Source organism: Wolbachia endosymbiont of Chrysomya megacephala (assembly GCF_008245065.1).
Classification (GTDB): Bacteria; Pseudomonadota; Alphaproteobacteria; order Rickettsiales; family Anaplasmataceae; genus Wolbachia.
The window spans coordinates 1092267-1114711 of record NZ_CP021120.1; the positions used below are offsets into that span (position 1 = coordinate 1092267).

Genomic DNA, 22445 nt, shown 5'->3' on the forward strand with positions numbered 1-22445 from the left:
TATAATCATCTTTAAAAAAGCAAAGATGTTGCGTATTAGTCCAAAATTATTGCCCTATTTCAAAGGATTTAGCTTTTCAGCAGAGATAATAATGTTATCAGTATACATGAAGTGTCGATTTTCTTTGAGCTATCGAGATTTGGAAGAAATGATGAGTATAAGAGGAGCGAAAATTGATCATGCTACGCTACAAAGGTGGATTATCAGATTTGTGCCACTGATAGATGAAGAGTTGAGGAAAAGGAAGAAGCAGGTTGGCAGTAGCTGGAGAATGGACGAGACCTACATAAAATTAAACGGTAAATGGGTTTATCTATACAGAGCACTAGATAGTCTCGGCAATACTGTAGACTTTCTGCTGTGTACTCGTAGAGACAAGTCTGCAGCACTTGCATTTTTTCGTAAAGCCTTTAGAAGGAATAATCTTCCTGAGAAAGTAGTAATTGATAAAAGCGGCAGTAATATTGCTGCTCTTGATGACTTGAATACGGAAATTCCTGAACCTTATAGAATCACGGTTTTTCAAGTAAGATATCTAAATAATATTGTTGAACAAGATCATAGATTTATCAAAAAATTAATAAAACCAATGCTTGGGTTTAAAAGCTTCCATTCTGCAAAGATTACCATCACAGGCATAGAAAATATTCGTATGATTCAAAAAAGACAAATTATTAAAGCTAATGATAATGGTTCTACTTTTGAAAATTTTGCTATGTTAATGGCTCTATAACTCTCATAATTCCAGTTTTTACAATCTTCTTGTACTACAATTTATAGATGCGACAGAACCAGCTGAATTGATGTCAGCAAAGCTTGGATGCATTGAATATAATAATACAGAATTAGAGAAACTTGAGTGCCTTGCAAAGCAGGAAAATAAGTTACAAGAGCTTATGGCTAGTCAAGAAGAAGTGCTTATGAGTTCTGATCAAGTTAGTATAGTGTAGTATGATTTGAGTAATTCCATAAACGTAATTTCAATAAGAAATGATAATTCAAGTTGAAAACAAATTTAGAATTGAAAGAAAAACTAGCCTGGTATTGGCTGAAAAAGAGGTTAGTTTTTCTTATGTTATGTGTAATAGTTTCAAACAAAGAATGGAGGTAAACCTGTGTTACAGGAACTGAAACTTAATTATATAATAAAAATAGTGATAATCTTAAATATGCATATGAAACGATTCCAGAACTCCAAAGTTATTGCGTAAGACCTAAATGTCCCTGAACGCACTTCTCCCGCTGAATCATGTGGTGGGTCTGATAAAGGAAGTTCTGTCAAATACAAAACTCGAAAAAGTAGAAAATGTGAAGCAGATAACCTTTTCTGGATCTAGCACAGAAAACTATACTTAAAAGATAATAAACACCGAGAAAGAAAAATAATTTCTTCAGAAGAATCTATAAATTATTAACTCAATATTTCTAAACCCTCCTGCCATTTTTCTGCGTTAAGCATATAGCTTACAGTACATTTTGAGTTTTCTACGCCTACATCCTCACAAGTAGTTATTTAACAAAGCCTTCTCAGATAGAATTAAAAGGATTTTTGATAATCCATGCCTTTAGATATTGTTGTGTTGCTTAGCGAGCTCCTAGGACACTGATCAAGCCTCTCAAACTTACTAATTGCCATTTTAACATCTTTCTCTATAGCGCTAAGCCTTCTTTCTTTAATTTGTTCCAATGTCAAAAGCGAATCATCGAATGGCCTTGAATATTTTTGCCCAGTGAACTTTCTAATTGCCACATCAGCTAGAAAAGCCATTCCACCAAAACCAACCTGTGAAGAATTGATTGAGTTTTCACCTAAATAGGTAATGGGCTGTTGTGCAAAAGGTAAAGCAGGAGTGCCTTGAAATACGCCACTGAGTGCAGCAGTAGTTGAAGCTCCTACCCAATTCAACATACTATTAATAAAAAAGAAGGTTTTGTTGCACTGCTTGTTGCCATAGTAAATGTGCAATGATTTCTGCTATCACTATTTTTAATATTACCTTCTTTCAATAAAGCTAACATTTCTGGGCATTTATCCTTGTTAGTATTAGCAAAATCCAATGCTGTTAAACCGCGGCCTTTAATACTAACATCAGCACCATTATCAAGTAAAAGCCTTGCTATCTCTGTATTACAAGCTACAACAGCTGACATTAAGGGTGTGCGTCCATAACCAAAATTATGTTCTGCATAACTTTCACTCTCTTGAATATTAACGTTTGCACAGTGATCAAGAAGTAATTTTACCATTGCTAGGGGTTCTGTCGCATCTATAAATTGTAGTACAAGAAGATTGTAAAAACTGGAATTATGAGAGTTATAGAGCCATTAACATAGCAAAATTTTCAAAAGTAGAACCATTATCATTAGCTTTAATAATTTGTCTTTTTTGAATCATACGAATATTTTCTATGCCTGTGATGGTAATCTTTGCAGAATGGAAGCTTTTAAACCCAAGCATTGGTTTTATTAATTTTTTGATAAATCTATGATCTTGTTCAACAATATTATTTAGATATCTTACTTGAAAAACCGTGATTCTATAAGGTTCAGGAATTTCCGTATTCAAGTCATCAAGAGCAGCAATATTACTGCCGCTTTTATCAATTACTACTTTCTCAGGAAGATTATTCCTTCTAAAGGCTTTACGAAAGAATGCAAGTGCTGCAGACTTGTCTCTACGAGTACACAGCAGAAAGTCTACAGTATTGCCGAGACTATCTAGTGCTCTGTATAGATAAACCCATTTACCGTTTAATTTTATGTAGGTCTCGTCCATTCTCCAGCTACTGCCAACCTGCTTCTTCCTTTTCCTCAACTCTTCATCTATCAGTGGCACAAATCTGATAATCCACCTTTGTAGCGTAGCATGATCAATTTTCGCTCCTCTTATACTCATCATTTCTTCCAAATCTCGATAGCTCAAAGAAAATCGACACTTCATGTATACTGATAACATTATTATCTCTGCTGAAAAGCTAAATCCTTTGAAATAGGGCAATAATTTTGGACTAATACGCAACATCTTTGCTTTTTTAAAGATGATTATATTACTTCTTTTCTATTTTCCTACAAATGAAACTGACTTCGCTCTATAGATGCGACAGAACCCTTTTTTTTCTTGTGAATCCTATATTTTTAAGTGCTCGATGAATTGTTTGTCTACTAATATTGCCCCAGCATCTCTGACTGAGTTTTGCCACCTTGCTCATTTGCAAATTCGGCAAATGCATTCCAGTCGGTAATTTTATGCCACGCTTCCAGGCTTTTTTGATTGAAAATCTCCCGTTTTCTCACGTCTTTTCTTCCACTCATATAAAGTTGTTTTTCCAATCTTAAATCTCTTGGCAACAGTTTCTCCACTCTCTCCTTCATCCAATGCTTCCATTACCTTTTTCCTTAAGTCATAACTATATGCTGCTGGCATGCTTACCATCACTACTATAAATCCATTCTTACCTTTTTTGGACTATTATGAGAAGTGCTATAAGAGCTTGTCCGCAAACAAGAAAAGGGATAGTATATGAGTTTTAGAATGGGGTTAGAAATGAGAAAAAAGTATCCAACAGATCTAAGTGAAAGAGAGTGGTCGCTAATAGAGAGAAACTTTAGAGTATCATACAAGAAAGGAGGAAGGCCTCTGAAACATAGCAAAAGAGAGGTATTGTCTGCAATTTTTTATGTACTACGCACAGGATGTCAATGGCGCTATTTACCGCACGATTTTCCGCCATGGAAGACAGTATATGAACAATTTAGGAGATGGAAGAAGCAGGGAATTTTTGAGAAAGTGAATTATGATATCACTAAATATAGTAGGTCAAAATGGGAAGTAATGAGGAGCCAAGTGCTTGTATAGTAGATAGTCAATCGGTAAAAACGACAGAAAAAGGGGGGTCAAAGGTTATGATGGGAGTAAAAAAGTAAAAGGTAGAAAGAGGCATATAGTCACCGATACTCAAGGGCTTGTGCTTGGTTGCTATGTCGGAGCTGCGAATGAAAATGACAGAGATGGTGTGAAAATAGCGCTGGATAATATGAGGAGAAAACACACTAATGTTAGGAGGATGTGGGCTGATATGGGATACCAAGGAAAAGATTTAAAGGATCACATAAAGAGAGAATATGACATAGAAATTGAAATTGTCAAAAGGCCCCCGTGCAGATTTTGGGTGCATAAAGATACACCACCAGAGCTATTACCAAAAGTGGAGCCAGGATTTAAAGTGCAGCCGAGAAGGTGGGTTGTAGAAAGGACTTTTGCTTGGATAAATAGGAATAGGAGGCTATCGAAAGAATATGATTTGCTGACAACATCTACTGAAAATTTTATATATCTGGCTATGAATAGATTAATGTTAAAGAGGGAATATGCTTGAATTTAATGGTTTGCGGACAAGCTCTAACTTCTAAAGATGCTATCCTTTTTGGCTTGTTATCTCTAGCCGGAATTTCAACTTCTACTTTTCCAGTACAAGGAACCCTTTCTATAAATTGCCATAATTTTTCTTCTCGAGAATACCTAGATGTTTTATTTACGTTTCGGTTTCTACAAGCTCTTATCAAAACCGCTGAATTAAGACGGTAAGCAAGCTCAAAAAAATCATAAATATCTGCTTCTCTATCACATACCGTTATAGTTTCTGTTTGAGTTGAATCTATAATTTCATTTGTTTTCTTTAAACTTTCTAGCCACTTTATGCTTTCTTTATCTTCAATACTAATGTTTCTACAACGTCTTCTTTTTTCTAGCTCTTGGTCTTCTTTAGATATAGATGGTCTCGAGTAAAGCTTTTGGTCTAGTATTCCTAATGTCAAGCCTTCTGTACTAATCGCAAAAGCTGTGTGCATCATAATACCTTTACTTTGTTTTTTTGAAACAACTGCCAATCCTCTTATTTTTTCATGTCCCATATATGAAATGCAACTTGTATCCTGAATCACAAGAATCCTTTTATGAGTTTTTGTTCTTTCAACAGTTTTTGCAATATGCGATGTTAAGATATCACTTCCTTTTACATTCTCATTTTGAAAAAAACGATAAGCTGCTTTTGCTTCTGACCAACTTCCACATGCTTGATTGATTGAACTTTCAGGTAAACTTATTAAACTATCAGCAATATTTACTAATCGATCTGTCAGTCTTTTATCTCCAAGTGCAGCATCCCCCAATTCATTTCTAGCCCATTCATTACCCTTGTTTGCCATTTTTATACCCTCAATATTCACAAACTTTAATATTCTAATCCTTTATTTATAAGTCCATTTACATTTGTGGGTAATAGTAAGGGTATAGGGACATAGCATCGCATGTAGAGGAGATGTATGACCACAAAATATCGGCAGCAGAGATATCAAGTATTACCGACAAATTACTGCCGTTAATCAATGAATGGCGCAGTCGTCCACTGCAATCTGTATATCCAATAGTATTCATGGATGGCATGTTTTTCAAAGTCAAGGAGGACGGGCATTGTGTAAGTAAATGCATGTATAATATATTAGGCATAGATCAAAATGGCAGAAAAGAAGTACTAGGCTTTTATTTAGCCGAAAGTGAAGTTCTGGTTAGGAGTGTTAAATGACCTAAAAGAGAGAGGGGTAGAGGATATTCTGATTGCATGTGTTGATGGTCTAAAAAGTTTTCCTGCGGCTATAAATAGTGTATTTCCCAAAGCAGAAGTACAAATATGTATAGTGCATCAGATAAGAAATTCATTGAAATATGTATCCAGCAAAGATGTGAAAATTTTCATGAATGATTTGAAAAAAATATATCGTGCTTCAAGTAAAGAAATCGCTGAAAATTATTTGCTTGAGCTGGAAGAAAAATGGGGTGAAAATATCCTTTGGTCATAAAATCGTGGCAAAACAATTGGGAAAATTTGTCTGGTTATTTTAAGTATTCTGGCCCTGTTAGAAGGCTAATTTATACCACCAATCCAATTGAGGGGTTGCATAGACGAATCAGGAAATTCATTAAAACCAAGGGCTCATTTACTAGTACAAATGCCTTGTATAAGTTGGTATATTGTGCTATAAAAAAAGTGGAGCAAAAGTGGATTATGGCTCTCCCTAATTGGGCTTTAACTATGTCTCAACTTGACATCTTCTTTCCCAACAGATTGAAAATTGAGTTGAACTAAAAATGCGGCTTGACACACTTTTTTGAACATTCCCGCCTATTCGAATTTGCCTCGTAAATCCCTTACATCACACCTTCTCATTGGTAGCCATGCAACAAAGCCATCCAATATCTCCAACTAGTACTGGATATCGATATTTTGTTATCCACACTATGTGATATATATACAGAGTGACTGCTTTTTCTATAATATTCCACATTCTTTGAGATTTTTCACCTTAAAATTATATTCTTAAAAGGATGGACTTTAAGTCCAGTGTTTTTCTCCTAAATTTGGGACAATAAAATCTAACGTGACTTCGCGCCAAATGTGATGCTGCTCAGCAGGTAAGCCAATTAACGGGCTACATTTATATACTGCACGCATTGCATTATCTGCTGCTGATCTAAAAAGAGGATTATTTTGATAAGAACTACTATCTGCTACGTTGGCTACAACGATCTCGCCTTTACTGGATAATAATAAGTTAATTTTTATACTAAAATTTTCTTTATAAACTATGCCCTCAGGAATGCTCCAACACTCTGTCAGTTTATCCCTTATAGAATTAATAATTTCTGTTACAGCCAATTCATCATCTTTGTTCTCAATATTTTTCTTATCTCTTATTTCATTTTTCACCTCTTTGATGTCTTCTCTTAGTTTTCTTTCTACACCCTTTTTTCTTTTGGGAATTGGAATACCCTCATCAATTTCCTGTATTTCAATAATTTGCCTCGGTTGTACTACTTCAACTAATTCTTTTTTTCTTTGTGGTATAGGAATAACTGACGAATCATCCGGTTGGGCTTTCATTGAAAAAAGCAAAAAACAACATAGAGATAAAAGAAGAATATAATTAAAATAGAGAGGGCGCATATGTTGAGCAGCTTGTTTTACTGGTTTAAAGCTAATATTGCACATAAAGTCAATATATTTCAGTTGACTTAAACCCAAATTTGCTACACTAATTTTATTATCTCTATAATATCATACGGTTAATATACTCTAAATGAGATGGAAAGATGAAGGTGTTATTATAGCTGCTAAAAAATACGGTGATAAAAATTTAATTCTTTCTCTATTTACAAAAAATCATGGAAAGTGCAGAGGATTAACTAGGTTAACAAATAATAGTAATTATAAGTTTCAAATAAGCAATCTATTACATGCAGAATGGAGTGCTAAATTACCTGAAAATCTAGGTTTTTTAAAGTGCGAATTGATTGAATCTCCACTTCATCATTTCTTTCAAGATAGGTTAAAAAGCATTGCTATTGTTTCTTTCTCGTCTATATTAGAAAAAGTGCTTCCAGAAAGTGAATCCTGCATCAAGTTATATGATAATTTTAGACACTTCATCGATGTAATAAAACATAATAGCCAGTTTTGGCAAAGTCATTACCTTAACTTAGAGCTTCTGCTTCTTACGCAACTTGGATTTAAGTTAGACCTATCAAAATGTGCTGTAACAGGTGTGAAAGAAAATCTACAATTTATTTCTCCAAAAACTGGTAGAGCAGTGTCAAAAAAAGTAGGTGACTGTTATGCAGATAAATTACTACCTTTTCCACAGATGTTGCACGATGTATACAATAACAACCTACAAAATAGCTACTCATATCAAGAATTCAGACTAGGGCTAAAAATTACAGGGTATTTTTTAAATAAATATCTATTTCTACAGTTAAATGCGAAATTTCCGGAGTTGAGAAATTTTATGCTATCATTTGAATCTTAGTTACTACTTATTTGAAAGAACTTCAACCAGTAACCACTCTATTTCTACCACTGTTTTTTGCTTTATATAAATATTTGTCAGCACGTACTATAAATTTTTTAACATCATCAAGGTCAGATCTTTGCATTGCTGAAATTCCAATGCTCACAGTTACATTATGGGTTGTATTTTTACCCACAAGTATAAAAGGTTCTTTGGCAATAATTTTCCTTATTCTCTCTGCAATAGTATACGCATCTGATACATTGGTATCTGGCATTACAACAACAAATTCCTCACCACCAAACCTAGCTAATAAATCTGTCACTCTGATATTTTCAGAAATTCTTTTCTGTATTTCCTTTAAAAGTTCATCTCCAGCATTATGCCCAAAGTTATCATTCACCATCTTAAAATAATCTATATCAAGTATCATAAGAGATAAACTTCTATCTTTTTCCACAGAATCCTTAACAATATTTCTTAAGTGTGCATCAAAATATCTTCTATTATAACAGTTAGTTAATGGATCCTTTATAGACATTTCTACATTATTAAATAAATTCATTCTCAAGGCATCTTGATACCTTTTGCGTTTCACTTGCAAATTAACCCTAGCTATTAATTCACTCTCATCTAAAGGTACTGTTAAATAATCATTAGCACCTACATCAAGTGCCTTTACTAAATTGCTTTTATCATAATCTTCAGAAAGGATCAGAATTGGTGTATAACGTGTTTCTACTTTACTACGAAACTTAGAACACAACCGTAGGCCGTCAGTTTTTGAAAACTGCATGTCAGAAATAATCAGGTCGTAATTATCCTTAATACCAACCTTTAATGCTTCTTTTGGATCGTGCAGTATTTTAATTGATCTGAAGCGTTGCTTTAGAACATTGTGTATCTGCTCTGCTTGAAAGGTGTCCTCATCTACAACAAGTATGTTAGCATCAAAAATCTGATTAGAATAATCCATAATACTGCTTTCTGCTACTCCACCAATCTCAGCATTAGTTTCTCCTCTCAAGCACAACTCATCTATTATCATCTTTAAGCGCACAAGAGACTTAATTCTTGCAGATAAAGCAGTTTCATCTATCGGCTTAGTTAGAAAGTCATCCGCACCAGCATTAATTCCTTCCACTCTATCATGAGTGTCATGCAGCGCAGTTACCATAATGATTGGAATATAAGTCGTTAAGGGATCATTCTTTAGCTTCTTACAAACCTCAAAACCACTCATTTTTGGCATCATGACATCAAGTAAGATAATATCTGGCTGCTGTTCCGCTACTAAATCTATCGCCTCCTCGCCATCATAAGCTACAATAACTGTATAGTACTCTGCTTTTAGCTGAGCCTCCAAAAGCTTAACATTAGATGGTATATCATCTACTACTAGGATTTTTGCTGTCATTTTTTGTACTATCTACATTGTAAGTAGGATAAAGCTTGCCATCTTCACCAATTATGTAATTGACTTTTTCAACGTTATGCCCTTCATATAATTCTTTAATTCCGGTATCCTTCAACAATTTCCTAACTCTTGATTTTACAACCCAGAAATACCTATATATATTTTTAATAAGATTAAGAAATACAGGTACTTTACTTTTATCAAAAACAATTATACTCACTAAAGCTACAACTAAAATTTCTGAAAGACCTATATTAAACATTTTTCCTATGAAGCAAGTACTTTAATTCTCCTGATTATGAGTATTAATTTACTTAAATCAAGTTTAGAAGCAACCATCTCATCTAAAAAGCTATTGTAACGCTCTATATAATCCTTATCATTAAGAGCCCAAGTTTGAACCTTATCTATATGATTATCAGTAGCTTTTATAACTTTAACAGCTAGCTTATGTTGATAATTGCTTAAATCATCTAATAAATCATTAATTAAGCTGCGATCCCAATAGGAAGAATGGCTTTTCATCTTGCCAGCAACTGTTCTAATCATATCAAATCTTAGCAGCGACTTTAATTCAAAGTATATTCTACCAGCCTCAAGGATGGACAAAGATGTCTGCTCAGCAACAGATATAACGTCCAGCGCATAAATAAGAATATGTAAATCAGCAACCTTTTTTGCTAGATCTTTATTTATGTTAAGCTCTACCAAAGAGGTTAATCCATGATTATAGATCTTTAACAGGCGATCATCTAAAATATCATGGCCTAAAGTTTCAATTGCACCCCTAAATTTTGTAACACCATCTAGTTCTACAAGATTAAGCTTACCAAGATTTTTTACTAACCAAAATGATACCCTACCAATAAATTTTTGCACACTTCTCACTACTTGCAAATATGAATCAACATCAATTTTTCCATCCAATTCATCAATTTTCTGCCAAAGGCTACTTAAATTATATAGGTGATTAACAACGATATATATGTTAACTGCTTCATGTACTTTAATTCCAGTACTCTCAACCAAATTATTAATAAATATACAGCCCATCCTATTTACTACATCGTTTGTAATGCAAGTAGAAATAATTTCCCTACAAAGTTGGTGTTTCAATATGGAATCCTTGAACTCTGTTACCATCCTTTGTGGAAAGTAATTTAGTAAGTAATCACGGCACAAAAAATCTTTTTCAGGTAGCTCAGAGTGTATAACTTCATTTTTTATTGCTGTTCTTGCATAAGACATCAGAACAGAAAGCTGAGGAGAACTGAAACCTTCTCCATCAGTTAACATTCTTGCTACCTCTTCTTCAGCTGGAAGAAATTCTACATCTCGGTTTAGCAGCCCAAATTTCTCTAAACTGAGTAATAATTTATGGTGCTGCTCCAACTTTTCTTTAGCTTGCAAGCACTCAAGAAGCAATGCTTTTGTTTCAATCCTGTTATGGTTTTCAAGTACCTTAGATGCAACTTCATCTATCATGCTAGCCAGTATTTCATTCCTTTTTTCCAAGGAAATTCCCCCTTCTTTCATAATTGCAACAAAAGCAATCTTGATGTTAACTTCAAGATCAGAACATATTACTCCTGCTGAATTATCAATAAAATCTGCATTGATATACCCACCTATTTTAGCGTATTCTACCCTTCCAAGCTGCGTGCAACCAAGGTTGCCACCCTCTATAAACATAGAAGCTCTAATATCATGACCGTTTACTCTTAATTCATCATTTGCTTTATCGCCAACCATGCCATGGCTTTCACTTTTTGCCTTAACAAAGGTGCCAATTCCTCCATTCCATATGAAATCCACTTTTGCCTTGAGCAAATATCGAATCAAATCATTTGGAGATAATGTATCTTCCGTTATATCAAAGCACTTTTTCATTTCTTGAGAAATTTCTACTTGTTTGCTACTACGTTCAAATACCCCGCCACCATGAGAAATCAAATCTCTATTGTAATCCATCCAAGTGGAAAACGGTAATTCAAAGAGCCGTTTACGCTCCACGAAACTCTTTTCCGCATCAGGATTTGGATCAACAAAAATATGCATATGATTAAATGCTCCAATTAAACTCATATTTCTTGAAAGCAGCATGCCGTTCCCAAATAGATCGCCAGCCATATCTCCAATTCCAATAACAGTTGTATCCTGGTAAATATCCTTATTCATTCTCCAAAAATGGCGTTGTGCTGCAATCCATGCACCTCTTGCTGTAATACCCATCTTTTTGTGGTCATAACCTGCTGATCCACCAGATGCAAATGCATCTTCGAGCCAAAAGTTACATTCAGAGGATATTTCGTTTGCATAATCAGAAAATGAAGCAGTGCCTTTATCTGCTGCAACTACCAAATATGGATCATCTTCGTCATACCTAATCACATTTTCTGGTGGAGTTATTTTGCCATCAACTACATTATCAGTAATATCAAGCATTCCTCTGATGAAATTCTTATAGCATTCAACACCTTTCTCCCTTGAAATGTTTTTGTCTTTATAAACTTGCTTTATTACAAACCCACCCTTTGCGCCAACAGGTACAATGACCGCATTTTTTGTCATCTGGGCTTTCATGAGTCCCAAAACTTCAGTGCGAAAATCTTCCGTTCTATCCGACCATCTCAAACCACCACGAGCCAACTTCCCTCCTCTTAGATGTATTCCCTCAAAAAGGTTTGAATAAACATACAATTCACGGTATGGGCGCGGGTCAGGTAAACCATTTATTTTACTTGAATCAAATTTGATAGATAAGTATGGCTTATCATCTTGATAATAACTGGTTCTCAAAATTGCCATTATCAAGTTAAATATCGAACGCAAAACGTAATCATTTGAAACGTTGCTGATCTCTTTTAGTAGTTCTTCAATTTTTTCTATCAAAATGCTAGTAGTTTCTGCCCTATCAATATCTATTTTAGTATCAAATCTTGAATGAAATAATTCTACTAAATACCTTACTACTTTTGGATACTCTGATACTACTTTCTGGATATATTCTGGGTTATAGCTAAATGATGTCTGCTTTAGGTAGGCGCTTAGCGCTCTAATCAGAAGTACTTCCTTCCACTCGAGCCCAGCAATAATGATCAAGCTGTTAAAATAGTCATTTTTTATTTCCTTGCTGAACACTTTTACAAGTGTTACCTCAAACTGCTCTTTTAAAGTAATGTTGTCTATTAATTCATCAACTCTTGACAACACAAAATGATGTATCCATATTCCACCGTTGATTTCTATATAATAACCATTATGAGATAGAATCTTAGCCCCTAAATTCTTAGTAACCTTTAATATCTTTGACAATTCAAGGCCTCCGTTGCTTGGAGTGTAAACCTTCAATTGATAGTTGAGATTGTCACGAGTAAGCCTCAAATCAACTTCGCTGACTTTTTTCTTTCTCACTATCTCCAATTTTTTCATATCATAATACGCATCATGAGGTTCAAAATTCTCTTGATAACTTATCGGAAATGCCTTGCAATAGCGGATAAATATATCCTCAACAGTGCTAAAAGTATTATATAAATTGTCTATAAAACGATCTTCCCACTTTTCTGTAATGTTTCTTAACTTGTTTTCGATACGCAAAACTTCATCATCAAAAATGCTAGCGCTTTTGGTTCTTAGCACCACGTGTAATTTCATCAAATCATATTCATTGATAATGTGATTGTTATAAATATCTGAACTTTCTGCATTCGTTTCATCTTTCAATATATCGCGTATCTTAAACATTAGTCTTGCACTAGCATAACGCATCGGTATCAATACTATGCAACTAATAAAGTTCCCTACCTTTCTCAAAAATAATTTGACTCTTGGTCTAATCGCAAGAGACATGATCGAGGTGCAAATTTCAAATAACTCGTCTTCATTTGATTGGAATAATTCGTCACAAGAAAATGCCTGTAAAATGGAAATTAAAGCTTTATTGTTATGGCCACCAGGAACAAATCCTGCCTTTTTTTCTATTGTTGTAACCTTATCCTTTATTACCGGAATAGTTCGAATATCTTGCACTTCTGCTATAGAAGTAAATAGCCCAAAAAAATGCTGTTCCCTTATTACATCACCCTGATCATTAAATTCTTTCACTCCTATACAATTCATATAGGTACGCCGATGAACTATTGAGATTAGGTCTGATCTTAGTATGTATAAAGAATTCAAGCTTTCAGAAAAAATTGATGAATTTTGGTACTCTTCACTTGCTCTCATTAACCCGAGGCTCTCCTTACCACTTAGAGCAAGCTTCCCTTCTTTATTAGTAATGTATTCTTGATAACCTAAAAATACAAAATTGTTATTTTTCAACCAAGCTAGAAAATCTCTGCCTCCAGCATCCAATGCCGGATGCTCAAGAAGCTTCTTGAGCATCAATTGCCAGTCCTTTACAACGCAGTTAACTGCTTTTAGCGTCTTTCGTAGAGATTCTTCTAGTGTATCAACAAAGCTACCGCTTATGCCTTTAATAATTACATATATTACTGACTCTTTGATTCCATTACTTTCTTCTAAAAGATGAATTTTATCTATTAGGCTATTTTTTCTTTGAACATTAATTATGCTGTTACTATAATAGCATATAGTTAAACCGTTTGACTTAATAGTGGAAATGACAGAATCCACTAAAAAGGGCATGTCATAATTTGTGATTTTAATTATAGTGAAATTGCCTTCTATTCCTGAAATATCATTTACATTACTTACTGCCAATTTACTTTCTTCTTTTTCTTTTTTAAGAATGAAGTTGTATGCATCTTCTGCAATGTATAAAAGAAATTTATCGTTGACTTTTAGGTCACTATTATAAACAAAATTATAAAAGTACTGTATAAACTCTTTAATTTTTTCTTTCTCTTTTTTATTCCCTTGATCAACTAGCTTAAATAAAGACTCAACATTAACATTATGATTTATACACATTTTTCAAAACAAAAATACACAGCGAATCTAGATCTTTTTAACTAAGATTTCGTTACCAGAAGTATACACTATTAGCTCATCTCCTTCTACTATTTCCCCAGATAAAACTAACTTAGCTAGATTATTTTGAATGCATTCTTGTATTACCCTTTTCAGAGGCCGCGCTCCATATTCAGGGTCATATCCAGTTTGTGCTATTAGTCCTTTAGCTTCTTGCGATAAACTAATACTCAGTTTACGCTTAGCAAGCATCTTTTGTAAATAAGAGAATTGAACATCTATAATTTTATCAATGTCATCTTTGGTTAAGCTGTGGAATATAATAATTTCATCCAGTCTATTTAAAAATTCTGGACGAAACGCTGACTTAACTATTTTCATCACCTCATCTTTCACAGATTCGGTAGCTCCTCTTAGCATCATCTCAGCTCCAAGGTTAGAAGTTAAAATTAGTATGGTATTACGAAAATCAATTAATTTGCCATGGCTATCGGTTAGTCTACCTTCATCCAAAATCTGCAGTAGTATATTAAATATATCTGGATTTGCCTTTTCTATCTCATCAAACAAAATTACCTGATATGGTCTTCTCCTTACTGCTTCGGTTAATCTGCCACCTTGTTCATAACCAACATATCCTGGAGGCGCACCAATTAACTTTGAAACGGAGTGTTTTTCCATATACTCTGACATATCAAAGCGTAGAAGTGCTGATTGATCATCAAACAAAAATTCGGCAAGAGATTTTGCTAACTCTGTTTTTCCAACTCCGGTTGGACCTAAGAATAAAAATGAACCAAAAGGTCGATTAGTATCCTGAACACCAGAACGGGAGCGCCTTACTGCATTACTTATCGCTTCAATTGCATCTCTCTGCCCTATTACTCTTTTTCCTATTTCATTTTCCATGTTAAGGAGCTTTTCCTTTTCACTATGCATCATGTTATCAACTGGAATGCCTGTCCATTTTGAAACAATATTTGCAATATCACTCTCAGTAACTTCTTTCTTTAGGAAACTATCAGTAACTTTTTCCTGATTTTTTAACTCATTTTCAAGTTGAGGAATCACACCATACATCAATTCCCCTGCCCTTCCTAAATTTCCATTCCGCTGAGCCAATTCTAGCTCTTTCCTCGCATTATCCAATTTTTCAGCAGTTTCTTGTATTTTAGCTATTTTATTCTTTTCCATCTGCCATTTACTGCTTAAGTCAGCAAATTTACTGTTTAGACTCTCAATTTCCTCATTTATCTTTTTTAAACGTTGCTTAGAGTTTTCATCACTTTCTTTTTTCAAAGCCTCTGACTCAATTTTCAGCTGTATAATCTTTCTTTCAAGCTCATCAACAACCTCAGGCTTGCTGTCCATTTCAATTCTAACCCTACTTGCTGCTTCATCAATTAAATCGATCGCTTTATCAGGTAAAAACCTATCTGTTATATATCTATTAGAAAGCGTTGCAGCAGCGATTATTGCACCATCTGTGATTCTAATACCATGGTGCACCTCATACCTCTCCTTCAAACCCCTCAGTATTGAAATAGTATCAGTCTCAGTCGGTTGAGAAATAAACACAGGCTGAAAACGCCTTGCAAGCGCAGGGTCTTTCTCTATATGTTGACGATACTCATCCAAAGTTGTAGCCCCTATACAGCGAATTTCTCCACGCGCAAGAGCAGGCTTGAGCAAATTTGAAGCATCCATCGCACCACTTGTCGCTCCTGCTCCCACTAAAGTATGAAGCTCATCTATAAACAAAATAACTTTGCCCTCTGCTTTTAAAATCTCATTAATCACTGCTTTTAGTCTCTCTTCAAACTCCCCTCTAAATTTTGTTCCAGCAATTAATGCACCAAGATCCAAAGCTAAAACTTTTGCATCACGCAAACCAAGTGGTACATCATTTGCAACAATTCTGTTTGCTAAACCTTCAACTATTGCAGTTTTTCCAACACCAGGTTCACCTATCAGTACTGGATTATTTTTTGTTCGCCTCAACGATACCTGCATAGTTCTTCTGATTTCCTCATCACGACCAATTACAGGATCAAGCTTACCTTGCATAGCAAGCTCTGTAATATCTTTTGTATACCTCTTTGCCGCATTTAATTTTTCCTCGCTATTTGGAGAGTCTGCACTGCCACCTTTTCTCATTTCTGCAATAACTGAATTTAATTTTTGCGGTGTTACACCACCTTCTGCTAAAATTTTACCTACAATTTCATCTTTTTGTGCAGCAAGGCCCTGCAACAACCGCTCAACAGTAACAAATGTGTCTTTATTTCTCCTCGCAATACCAATTGAATCATCAAAAACTTTTGCTACCTCTCTTGAAAGCTGAAGTCCAACACTACCTGGTCCTCCAACCACTGGAAACTTTTTAATTGTACTACTCACAGCATCAGAAATATTCTGAACATTTCCACCACAGGTGCCTATCAAATCCTGAACTAAACCTGACTCATCTTCAAGCATTACTTTAAGTAAATGTTCAGGCATAAAAATCTGATGCCCAGCTCCCAATGCTTTCATTTGAGCGCTCTGGATTAGGCTTTTTGCTTTTTCGGTAAATTTATTCAAGTCCATAATACAAATTTAACTCATACTTGCTGATATATATAACAACTACTTTCTCAATTTTAAACTTAAAGTCATTCAGCATTCAACCACTATGGATTTTAATCCATAGTGGTTGAATATTTGATCGTAGGGCTTATCTTTGTTATGCCTTGACCTTAACACAGCTACATTTCTAGGTTTTTCCATCATCGTTTATAATGTTAGGATTAGCGCCTTTTTCTAGCAAAAATTTGATAATCCTTAAATCACCATAATATGCAACATTATGTAGTGCTGTGCTTACATACTTGTTAATAATGTTTACGTTAACTCCCTCATCTATTAAAAACCTAACTATCTCTAAATATCCCCTTCTGCAGCATAATGTAACGCAGTTAACTTAGGCATGTGTGTATCAGTATCTAATAAATTTTTTACTGAGAATTTTACAGTTTCTAAGTTACAATTTTGAGAAGCAATGCGTAATATCGTTTTATAATTATCTGCAGCTTTTGACTTCATGTAGTAATAGGTAGCAATAATACATACTATTAATGTTATAAGCCACCAAAAATGCAGCTTTTTTTTGTATCTTGACTCAATTTATCCATATTCAACATCTTTTTAATATTAAATAGATCATTTACTCATTTTTTATTAACATTACTTACTCAAAGATGATGACAACATAGTAAGGTAACCTGAGTTGGCTTTGTTGCATAGCGAGTAGAGATGGGAGAAAAAAGGGAGAAAATCTAAAGAAAGTGGTTACTTTATTAAGAAATGAACATTGTGTAGAGTATATGCCAAAGAAGATGAAGGTCAGTAATCATTAAAGAGTATAATCAATTTTTAGAAAAAAGAGGAAATGTCTTTCATTTTATCGATGAAGCTATAGAAAACTGGTACGAAAGTTCAGAAAAAATTCCTGGAGATTTATAGCGATAAGGGGTTCTGTCGCATCTATAAATTGTAGTACAAGAAGATTGTAAAAACTGGAATTATGAGAGTTATAGAGCCATTAACATAGCAAAATTTTCAAAAGTAGAACCATTATCATTAGCTTTAATAATTTGTCTTTTTTGAATCATACGAATATTTTCTATGCCTGTGATGGTAATCTTTGCAGAATGGAAGCTTTTAAACCCAAGCATTGGTTTTATTAATTTTTTGATAAATCTATGATCTTGTTCAACAATATTATTTAGATATCTTACTTGAAAAACCGTGATTCTATAAGGTTCAGGAATTTCCGTATTCAAGTCATCAAGAGCAGCAATATTACTGCCGCTTTTATCAATTACTACTTTCTCAGGAAGATTATTCCTTCTAAAGGCTTTACGAAAGAATGCAAGTGCTGCAGACTTGTCTCTACGAGTACACAGCAGAAAGTCTACAGTATTGCCGAGACTATCTAGTGCTCTGTATAGATAAACCCATTTACCGTTTAATTTTATGTAGGTCTCGTCCATTCTCCAGCTACTGCCAACCTGCTTCTTCCTTTTCCTCAACTCTTCATCTATCAGTGGCACAAATCTGATAATCCACCTTTGTAGCGTAGCATGATCAATTTTCGCTCCTCTTATACTCATCATTTCTTCCAAATCTCGATAGCTCAAAGAAAATCGACACTTCATGTATACTGATAACATTATTATCTCTGCTGAAAAGCTAAATCCTTTGAAATAGGGCAATAATTTTGGACTAATACGCAACATCTTTGCTTTTTTAAAGATGATTATATTACTTCTTTTCTATTTTCCTACAAATGAAACTGACTTCGCTCTATAGATGCGACAGAACCCCTTTTTTTAACTCTTCTCTTGGTACTCTTTTTGCAGCTTCCTTTAGGCATAAAATTACTGCTACTGTAGAGTCAGTTATCCCTTCTATAGTTTTCAAGTCATCTATTTCCTGGCCTAAAACTCCTCCTATTCCAAAACTATCTATTAGCTTTCTAGCAATAATTCGAGCTTCTTCCCTCTCATGCACTGCACTTAGAAACGTTTCTATTACTTCACGATCAAGTAGAGCTTTACCGTTGCTTTCTAATGCTCTGAATTCTATTTCTTCTCTACGATCCTTACTACTTTTCTTATTATTCATAAAAATTACCCTTCACTAATAACAAAATGTTTTTATATATTTACTGCTGTTTTTTTGTCAGCATTGGCATAAGGCCATAGCTTTTGAGTGAAGTCAAATCAATTTTTAAATCTTTTTTACTTATTTTTTCATCAAAAAGTAAAGATATTAATAGATACTGATTTTTTTATTTTAAATTTGTTGAATTTCGTCTAAAGAGATGCCCACTGTTTTTAAAATAATATTGATAGAAATTCCTTCCTTAACTAAATTCTTTGCAATTTTCATCTTTTCTACTCTCTTCACTTTCTCTTTGCAAACTTGTATGCTTTCAAACAGAGATTTTATTAGTACATTACGTAGTTCTTGGCTTTTAATCTTTTTGTATTCTTCTATTAACCTTGATAGCTCTGCTTCACTATTCTCATTTTCTCTTGTTTCTGGAAGCAGATCTGTAATATTAATTAATAGTACCTTTGCTATTTCATCTAACATTTCAAGTGAAACACCAGCTCGTCCTTGTTCATATTCATATATTCTTTGATTTATTATACCCACTTTACTTGCTAAATCTTCCTGAGTGTATCCTCTTCTCAACCTCCATTCTTTTATTCTTTGACCTACTTTATACGGAATAGAAATTTTTTTCTCATCATTATCATATTCATCAATAGATAAACTGGTCGTTTGAGAGATAACATGAGCAGAAATTCCTTCCTTAACTAAACCCTTTGCCACCTCTACTTTTACTGCCTTTCCACTTTCTTCCTCACTAATACGGATGAATTTAGTTAATAAATAAAACGTTTCACGTAATTCTTGGTCCTTAATCTCTTTATGTCTTCTTACTAGATTTAATATCTCTTCTTCCTCATACCTTTCCTCATTTGATACTTCTTGTCCGCAAGCTAGATCTCTAGCAGTTGTTGATAATGCTTCTGCTAATTCATATAACTTCTTAATTGAAATTCTGCGTGTTCCTTTTTCATATTGCAGTATTACCTGATATGTTGTTCCGATTTTTTTTGCTAAATCTTTTTGAGTATATCCCTTTGCTAATCTAAGATTTCTTACTTCCTGTCCTATCACTTTGTAATCTAAAAAATTAGAGCATTTGTTCTCTTTTTTCACATTTTATACTCCATAACCAGAAGAGCTGTTACGTATACTTAATTGGCAACCTTTTTGACAAACTGAACTCATCTCCTTTCAAACAATTTTTCTATATCACTTAGTTTCATTTCTATATACGTTGGTCTTCCGTGATCAGAATATGGAGTTTTCTCAATTTGTCTTAGTATCTCATTCATCTCTTCCAATTTCATTTTTCTTCCTGCTCCGTGGCAAGCGATTGTGGCTGATATTTTATTCACCTTATCCTCTATTGGCAACGTATCTTTCATTTCCATTAACTTATCTACTATATCAACTAGTATCTCTTTTATATCTATTGTTCCCAAGATTGCAGGTATTTCTTTTATCGTTACTTTATCTTCTGATTGTATTTCAATATCAAAACCCATTTCAAAAAGCTCATCTTTATAAGTTTTAACCATCCCCATTCCAGCTTGGTTTTTAATTTCAACTGTTTCAGGAAGAAGTTTTTGTCTTTTTATGCTTGATTTTTGCCTTAAGCACTCGTATATCAATCTCTCATGAGCTGCGTGCTGATCTACTATAATTAATTTGCCTTTAGCCTCAGCAATAATGTAAGTATTATAGATTTGACAGCATGCATACCCCAGAGGATGATCCTCCATTAAATCAATTTGCTCCCTTTCTAAAACCATAGTCTCCGCTTGTAGCGGTAATCTCTGTATACCAGTATAGTCAAATGATTCTGACCGTTCTGATAAGCCTTTCTCTCCTGCATTTGGCAAGTTGAATTCTTTCATTAGCTGATTCTCAAAAGGACTTGGCCTTCTTTCGTAAAATTCTTTTCGACCCTTTACTTCTCTGCTTTTTCCATTATTAACACGCTCATTATTCCTTTGACTTTCACTAACATCAAAAAACGAACCACCCAGTTCTTTTCCAATACCTTGACACCTAGATCCATCAATATCACTCACTGAAGAAGTACCTATTCTCATTGACAACGCTTTTATTAGCCCTCTTCTCACTATTTCATATACTAGCCTCTTGTTCTGAAACCTTACCTCTGATTTATTTGGATGCACATTTACATCTACTTGATTGTATGGTATCTCTAAGTGCAGCACTGCAAAAGGATACCTCCCACTTGGAATAAAGTCCTGATACGCATATCGAATTGCACCAATGAGTAGATTGTCTTTTATTGGCCTTCCATTAACAAACGTATAGATCTGAGTTGAATTACCACGACTAATAGTTGGTTTACAGATGTGTCCCGTAAGTTTGATGCCTTCCTCTTCCTCTTTTACTTCCAGCGAATTGCTCTGAAATTCTTCTTCTACTTCACATAATCTGTTAAATAATGAAGTTTGCTTAACATATTTTAAGAGCTTTTTATTACCGGAAGTGAGAGTAAACCCAATACTATAGTTAATCATTGCTAAGTTATTTACAATGTCAACAATGCTTTGTGTTTCTGCCCTCTCGGTTTTTAGAAATTTTAATCTATTTGGTGTGGCAAAAAATAAGTCACGAATTTCAATATATGTACCTTGCAACAAAGAACAAGGGGTAATCTCTCTTATTTTTTCTCCTCCCTCATATCTTATAGACCATGCTTCCTTTGCTCCACTTGCCTTGGATGATAATTTCATTCTGCTTACTGCTGCAATTGAAGGTAAAGCTTCTCCCCTAAACCCAAGGTGCTTGATTTCTATTAACTCACTATCGCTTAATTTTGAAGTGGCATGCCTCATAAATGCTAGTTCTAAGTCGTCCTTTTCTATTCCATTTCCATCATCTGTCGCAGTTATAAGATTACGTCCACCACTTTCTATTTTGATCTCTATCTCTGAACTTCCAGCATCTATTGCATTTTCTACTAATTCCTTTACTACACTCGCTGGCCTTTCTATTACCTCTCCCGCTGCTATACGATTTATAGTTTTTGTGTCTAAAAGAATTATTGCCATAATACTCCACCCAATCTATGAAACTTAGAGTTCCCTCTATTTTTTGGTGATTTCTTGACCTCACAATCTCTATATTTTAGCTTTTTAGATTCCTTTCTAGCAAGTCTATCTGCCTCTTCATTATAGGTATTACCACTGTGAGCCTTAACCCACTTCCAGTTAATATCATGCTGCAAGACAATTTCATCCAATTCCTTCCATAACTCAACGTTTTTTACTGATTTTTTATTGGCTGTCTTCCAACCATTTGTTCTCCACTTATTGATCCACTCTGTTATACCTTGTTTAATATACTGACTATCAGTGTGTAAAACAACTTTGCAAGAAACTTTCAACATCTTTAGCCCGTTAATCACAGCCTTTAACTCCATTTTGTTATTCGTTTTCACCTCCAGAGATACGTTTTTTGATAAAGACACTTTTATTTTCATACATCATCACAGCTGCCCATCCACCAGGACCTGGATTTCCAGAACATGCTCCATCTGTATATATTATAACCTTCTTTTTTTCGCCCATACTTACAGAAT

General features: G+C 34.3%; 15 protein-coding genes and 8 pseudogenes. 6 read left to right on the plus strand and 17 right to left on the minus strand.

What is annotated here, in order from left to right:
- Positions 1 to 25: 25 nt before the first annotated feature.
- Entirely contained in the window at positions 26 to 733 is a 708-nt protein-coding gene (locus tag CAI20_RS05240; protein WP_149168876.1) for an IS6 family transposase, read from the plus strand.
- A gap of 70 nt (positions 734 to 803) precedes the next feature.
- Positions 804 to 950: a hypothetical protein gene (locus tag CAI20_RS06575; RefSeq protein ID WP_167495307.1), complete on the plus strand. Its 147-nt coding sequence runs from the start codon at positions 804 to 806 to the stop codon at positions 948 to 950.
- A 587-nt stretch (positions 951 to 1537) separates the two neighbouring features.
- On the opposite strand, the gene CAI20_RS05245 is transcribed toward CAI20_RS06575, so the two are convergent.
- From CAI20_RS05245 to CAI20_RS05260, 4 genes and pseudogenes are all read right to left on the minus strand, one after another.
- The gene (locus CAI20_RS05245) at positions 1538 to 1909 is read right to left on the minus strand and encodes a hypothetical protein (protein WP_149168907.1); all 372 of its coding nucleotides are present in this window, start codon (positions 1907 to 1909) and stop codon (positions 1538 to 1540) included.
- Complete coding sequence (locus CAI20_RS05250; protein ID WP_149168908.1) at positions 1903 to 2247, minus strand: ankyrin repeat domain-containing protein; 345 nt, start codon at positions 2245 to 2247, stop codon at positions 1903 to 1905. Before CAI20_RS05250 ends, CAI20_RS05245 begins: the two co-directional genes overlap by 7 nt.
- A gap of 67 nt (positions 2248 to 2314) precedes the next feature.
- Positions 2315 to 3022, minus strand: a complete 708-nt coding sequence (locus tag CAI20_RS05255; protein WP_149168876.1) for an IS6 family transposase — start codon at positions 3020 to 3022, stop codon at positions 2315 to 2317.
- Between the two features lie 73 nt (positions 3023 to 3095).
- Positions 3096 to 3424, minus strand: a pseudogene (locus CAI20_RS05260) (IS630 transposase-related protein); the annotation flags it as partial.
- 120 nt (positions 3425 to 3544) lie between these two features.
- Here CAI20_RS05260 and CAI20_RS05265 point away from each other — a divergent pair.
- A pseudogene (locus CAI20_RS05265) lies at positions 3545 to 4376 on the plus strand (IS5 family transposase).
- On the opposite strand, the gene CAI20_RS05270 reads toward CAI20_RS05265, so the two are convergent.
- Entirely contained in the window at positions 4339 to 5205 is an 867-nt protein-coding gene (locus CAI20_RS05270) for an IS4 family transposase (protein WP_256365554.1), read from the minus strand. The pseudogene CAI20_RS05265 and the gene CAI20_RS05270 sit on opposite strands and share 38 nt — an antisense overlap.
- Before the next feature lie 80 nt (positions 5206 to 5285).
- On the opposite strand from CAI20_RS05270, the pseudogene CAI20_RS05275 reads away from it, so the two are divergent.
- A pseudogene (locus CAI20_RS05275) lies at positions 5286 to 6143 on the plus strand (IS256 family transposase); the annotation flags it as partial.
- Between the two features lie 103 nt (positions 6144 to 6246).
- Here the strand turns inward: CAI20_RS05275 and CAI20_RS05280 are convergent.
- Positions 6247 to 6340 (minus strand): annotated as a pseudogene (locus CAI20_RS05280) (IS200/IS605-like element ISW1 family transposase); the annotation flags it as partial.
- A 49-nt stretch (positions 6341 to 6389) separates the two neighbouring features.
- Positions 6390 to 6938: a hypothetical protein gene (locus CAI20_RS05285; protein ID WP_149169012.1), complete on the minus strand. Its 549-nt coding sequence runs from the start codon at positions 6936 to 6938 to the stop codon at positions 6390 to 6392.
- Positions 6939 to 7134: 196 nt separating this feature from the next.
- Here CAI20_RS05285 and recO point away from each other — a divergent pair, with 196 nt between their 5' ends.
- On the plus strand, positions 7135 to 7863 hold the full coding sequence (gene recO, locus CAI20_RS05290; RefSeq protein ID WP_149168909.1) for a DNA repair protein RecO: 729 nt from the start codon (positions 7135 to 7137) through the stop codon (positions 7861 to 7863).
- A 22-nt stretch (positions 7864 to 7885) separates the two neighbouring features.
- On the opposite strand, the gene CAI20_RS05295 is transcribed toward recO, so the two are convergent.
- From CAI20_RS05295 to CAI20_RS05315, 5 genes and pseudogenes are all read right to left on the minus strand, one after another.
- Positions 7886 to 9262, minus strand: coding sequence for a PleD family two-component system response regulator (locus CAI20_RS05295; RefSeq protein ID WP_007302914.1), 1377 nt, complete (start codon positions 9260 to 9262; stop codon positions 7886 to 7888).
- Positions 9234 to 9524 carry a Sec-independent protein translocase subunit TatB gene (tatB, locus tag CAI20_RS05300; RefSeq protein ID WP_007302915.1) on the minus strand — a complete coding sequence of 97 codons (291 nt, stop codon included), beginning with the start codon at positions 9522 to 9524 and terminating at the stop codon, positions 9234 to 9236. Before tatB ends, CAI20_RS05295 begins: the two co-directional genes overlap by 29 nt.
- Positions 9525 to 9529: 5 nt before the next feature.
- Positions 9530 to 14200: an NAD-glutamate dehydrogenase gene (locus CAI20_RS05305; protein ID WP_149168910.1), complete on the minus strand. Its 4671-nt coding sequence runs from the start codon at positions 14198 to 14200 to the stop codon at positions 9530 to 9532.
- A gap of 27 nt (positions 14201 to 14227) precedes the next feature.
- Positions 14228 to 16789 (minus strand): ATP-dependent chaperone ClpB, encoded by a 2562-nt coding sequence (gene clpB, locus CAI20_RS05310; protein WP_149168911.1) that lies wholly within the window; start codon positions 16787 to 16789, stop codon positions 14228 to 14230.
- 69 nt (positions 16790 to 16858) lie between these two features.
- Positions 16859 to 17373, minus strand: a pseudogene (locus CAI20_RS05315) (ankyrin repeat domain-containing protein).
- Between the two features lie 192 nt (positions 17374 to 17565).
- Here CAI20_RS05315 and CAI20_RS06930 point away from each other — a divergent pair.
- A pseudogene (locus CAI20_RS06930) lies at positions 17566 to 17695 on the plus strand (IS5 family transposase); the annotation flags it as partial.
- Positions 17696 to 17772: 77 nt separating this feature from the next.
- On the opposite strand, the gene CAI20_RS05325 reads toward CAI20_RS06930, so the two are convergent.
- The 5 genes and pseudogenes from CAI20_RS05325 to rnhA form a co-directional block, all read right to left on the minus strand.
- Entirely contained in the window at positions 17773 to 18480 is a 708-nt protein-coding gene (locus CAI20_RS05325; protein WP_149168876.1) for an IS6 family transposase, read from the minus strand.
- An 85-nt stretch (positions 18481 to 18565) separates the two neighbouring features.
- Positions 18566 to 18868, minus strand: a pseudogene (locus CAI20_RS05330) (DNA repair protein RadC); the annotation flags it as partial.
- A 171-nt stretch (positions 18869 to 19039) separates the two neighbouring features.
- Positions 19040 to 19978, minus strand: coding sequence for a WO male-killing family protein Wmk (gene wmk, locus CAI20_RS05335; RefSeq protein ID WP_149168912.1), 939 nt, complete (start codon positions 19976 to 19978; stop codon positions 19040 to 19042).
- 68 nt (positions 19979 to 20046) lie between these two features.
- Entirely contained in the window at positions 20047 to 21915 is a 1869-nt protein-coding gene (mutL, locus tag CAI20_RS05340; protein WP_149168913.1) for a DNA mismatch repair endonuclease MutL, read from the minus strand.
- Positions 21906 to 22434: pseudogene (gene rnhA, locus CAI20_RS05345) on the minus strand (ribonuclease HI). Before rnhA ends, mutL begins: the two are co-directional and overlap by 10 nt.
- Positions 22435 to 22445 lie beyond the last annotated feature (11 nt).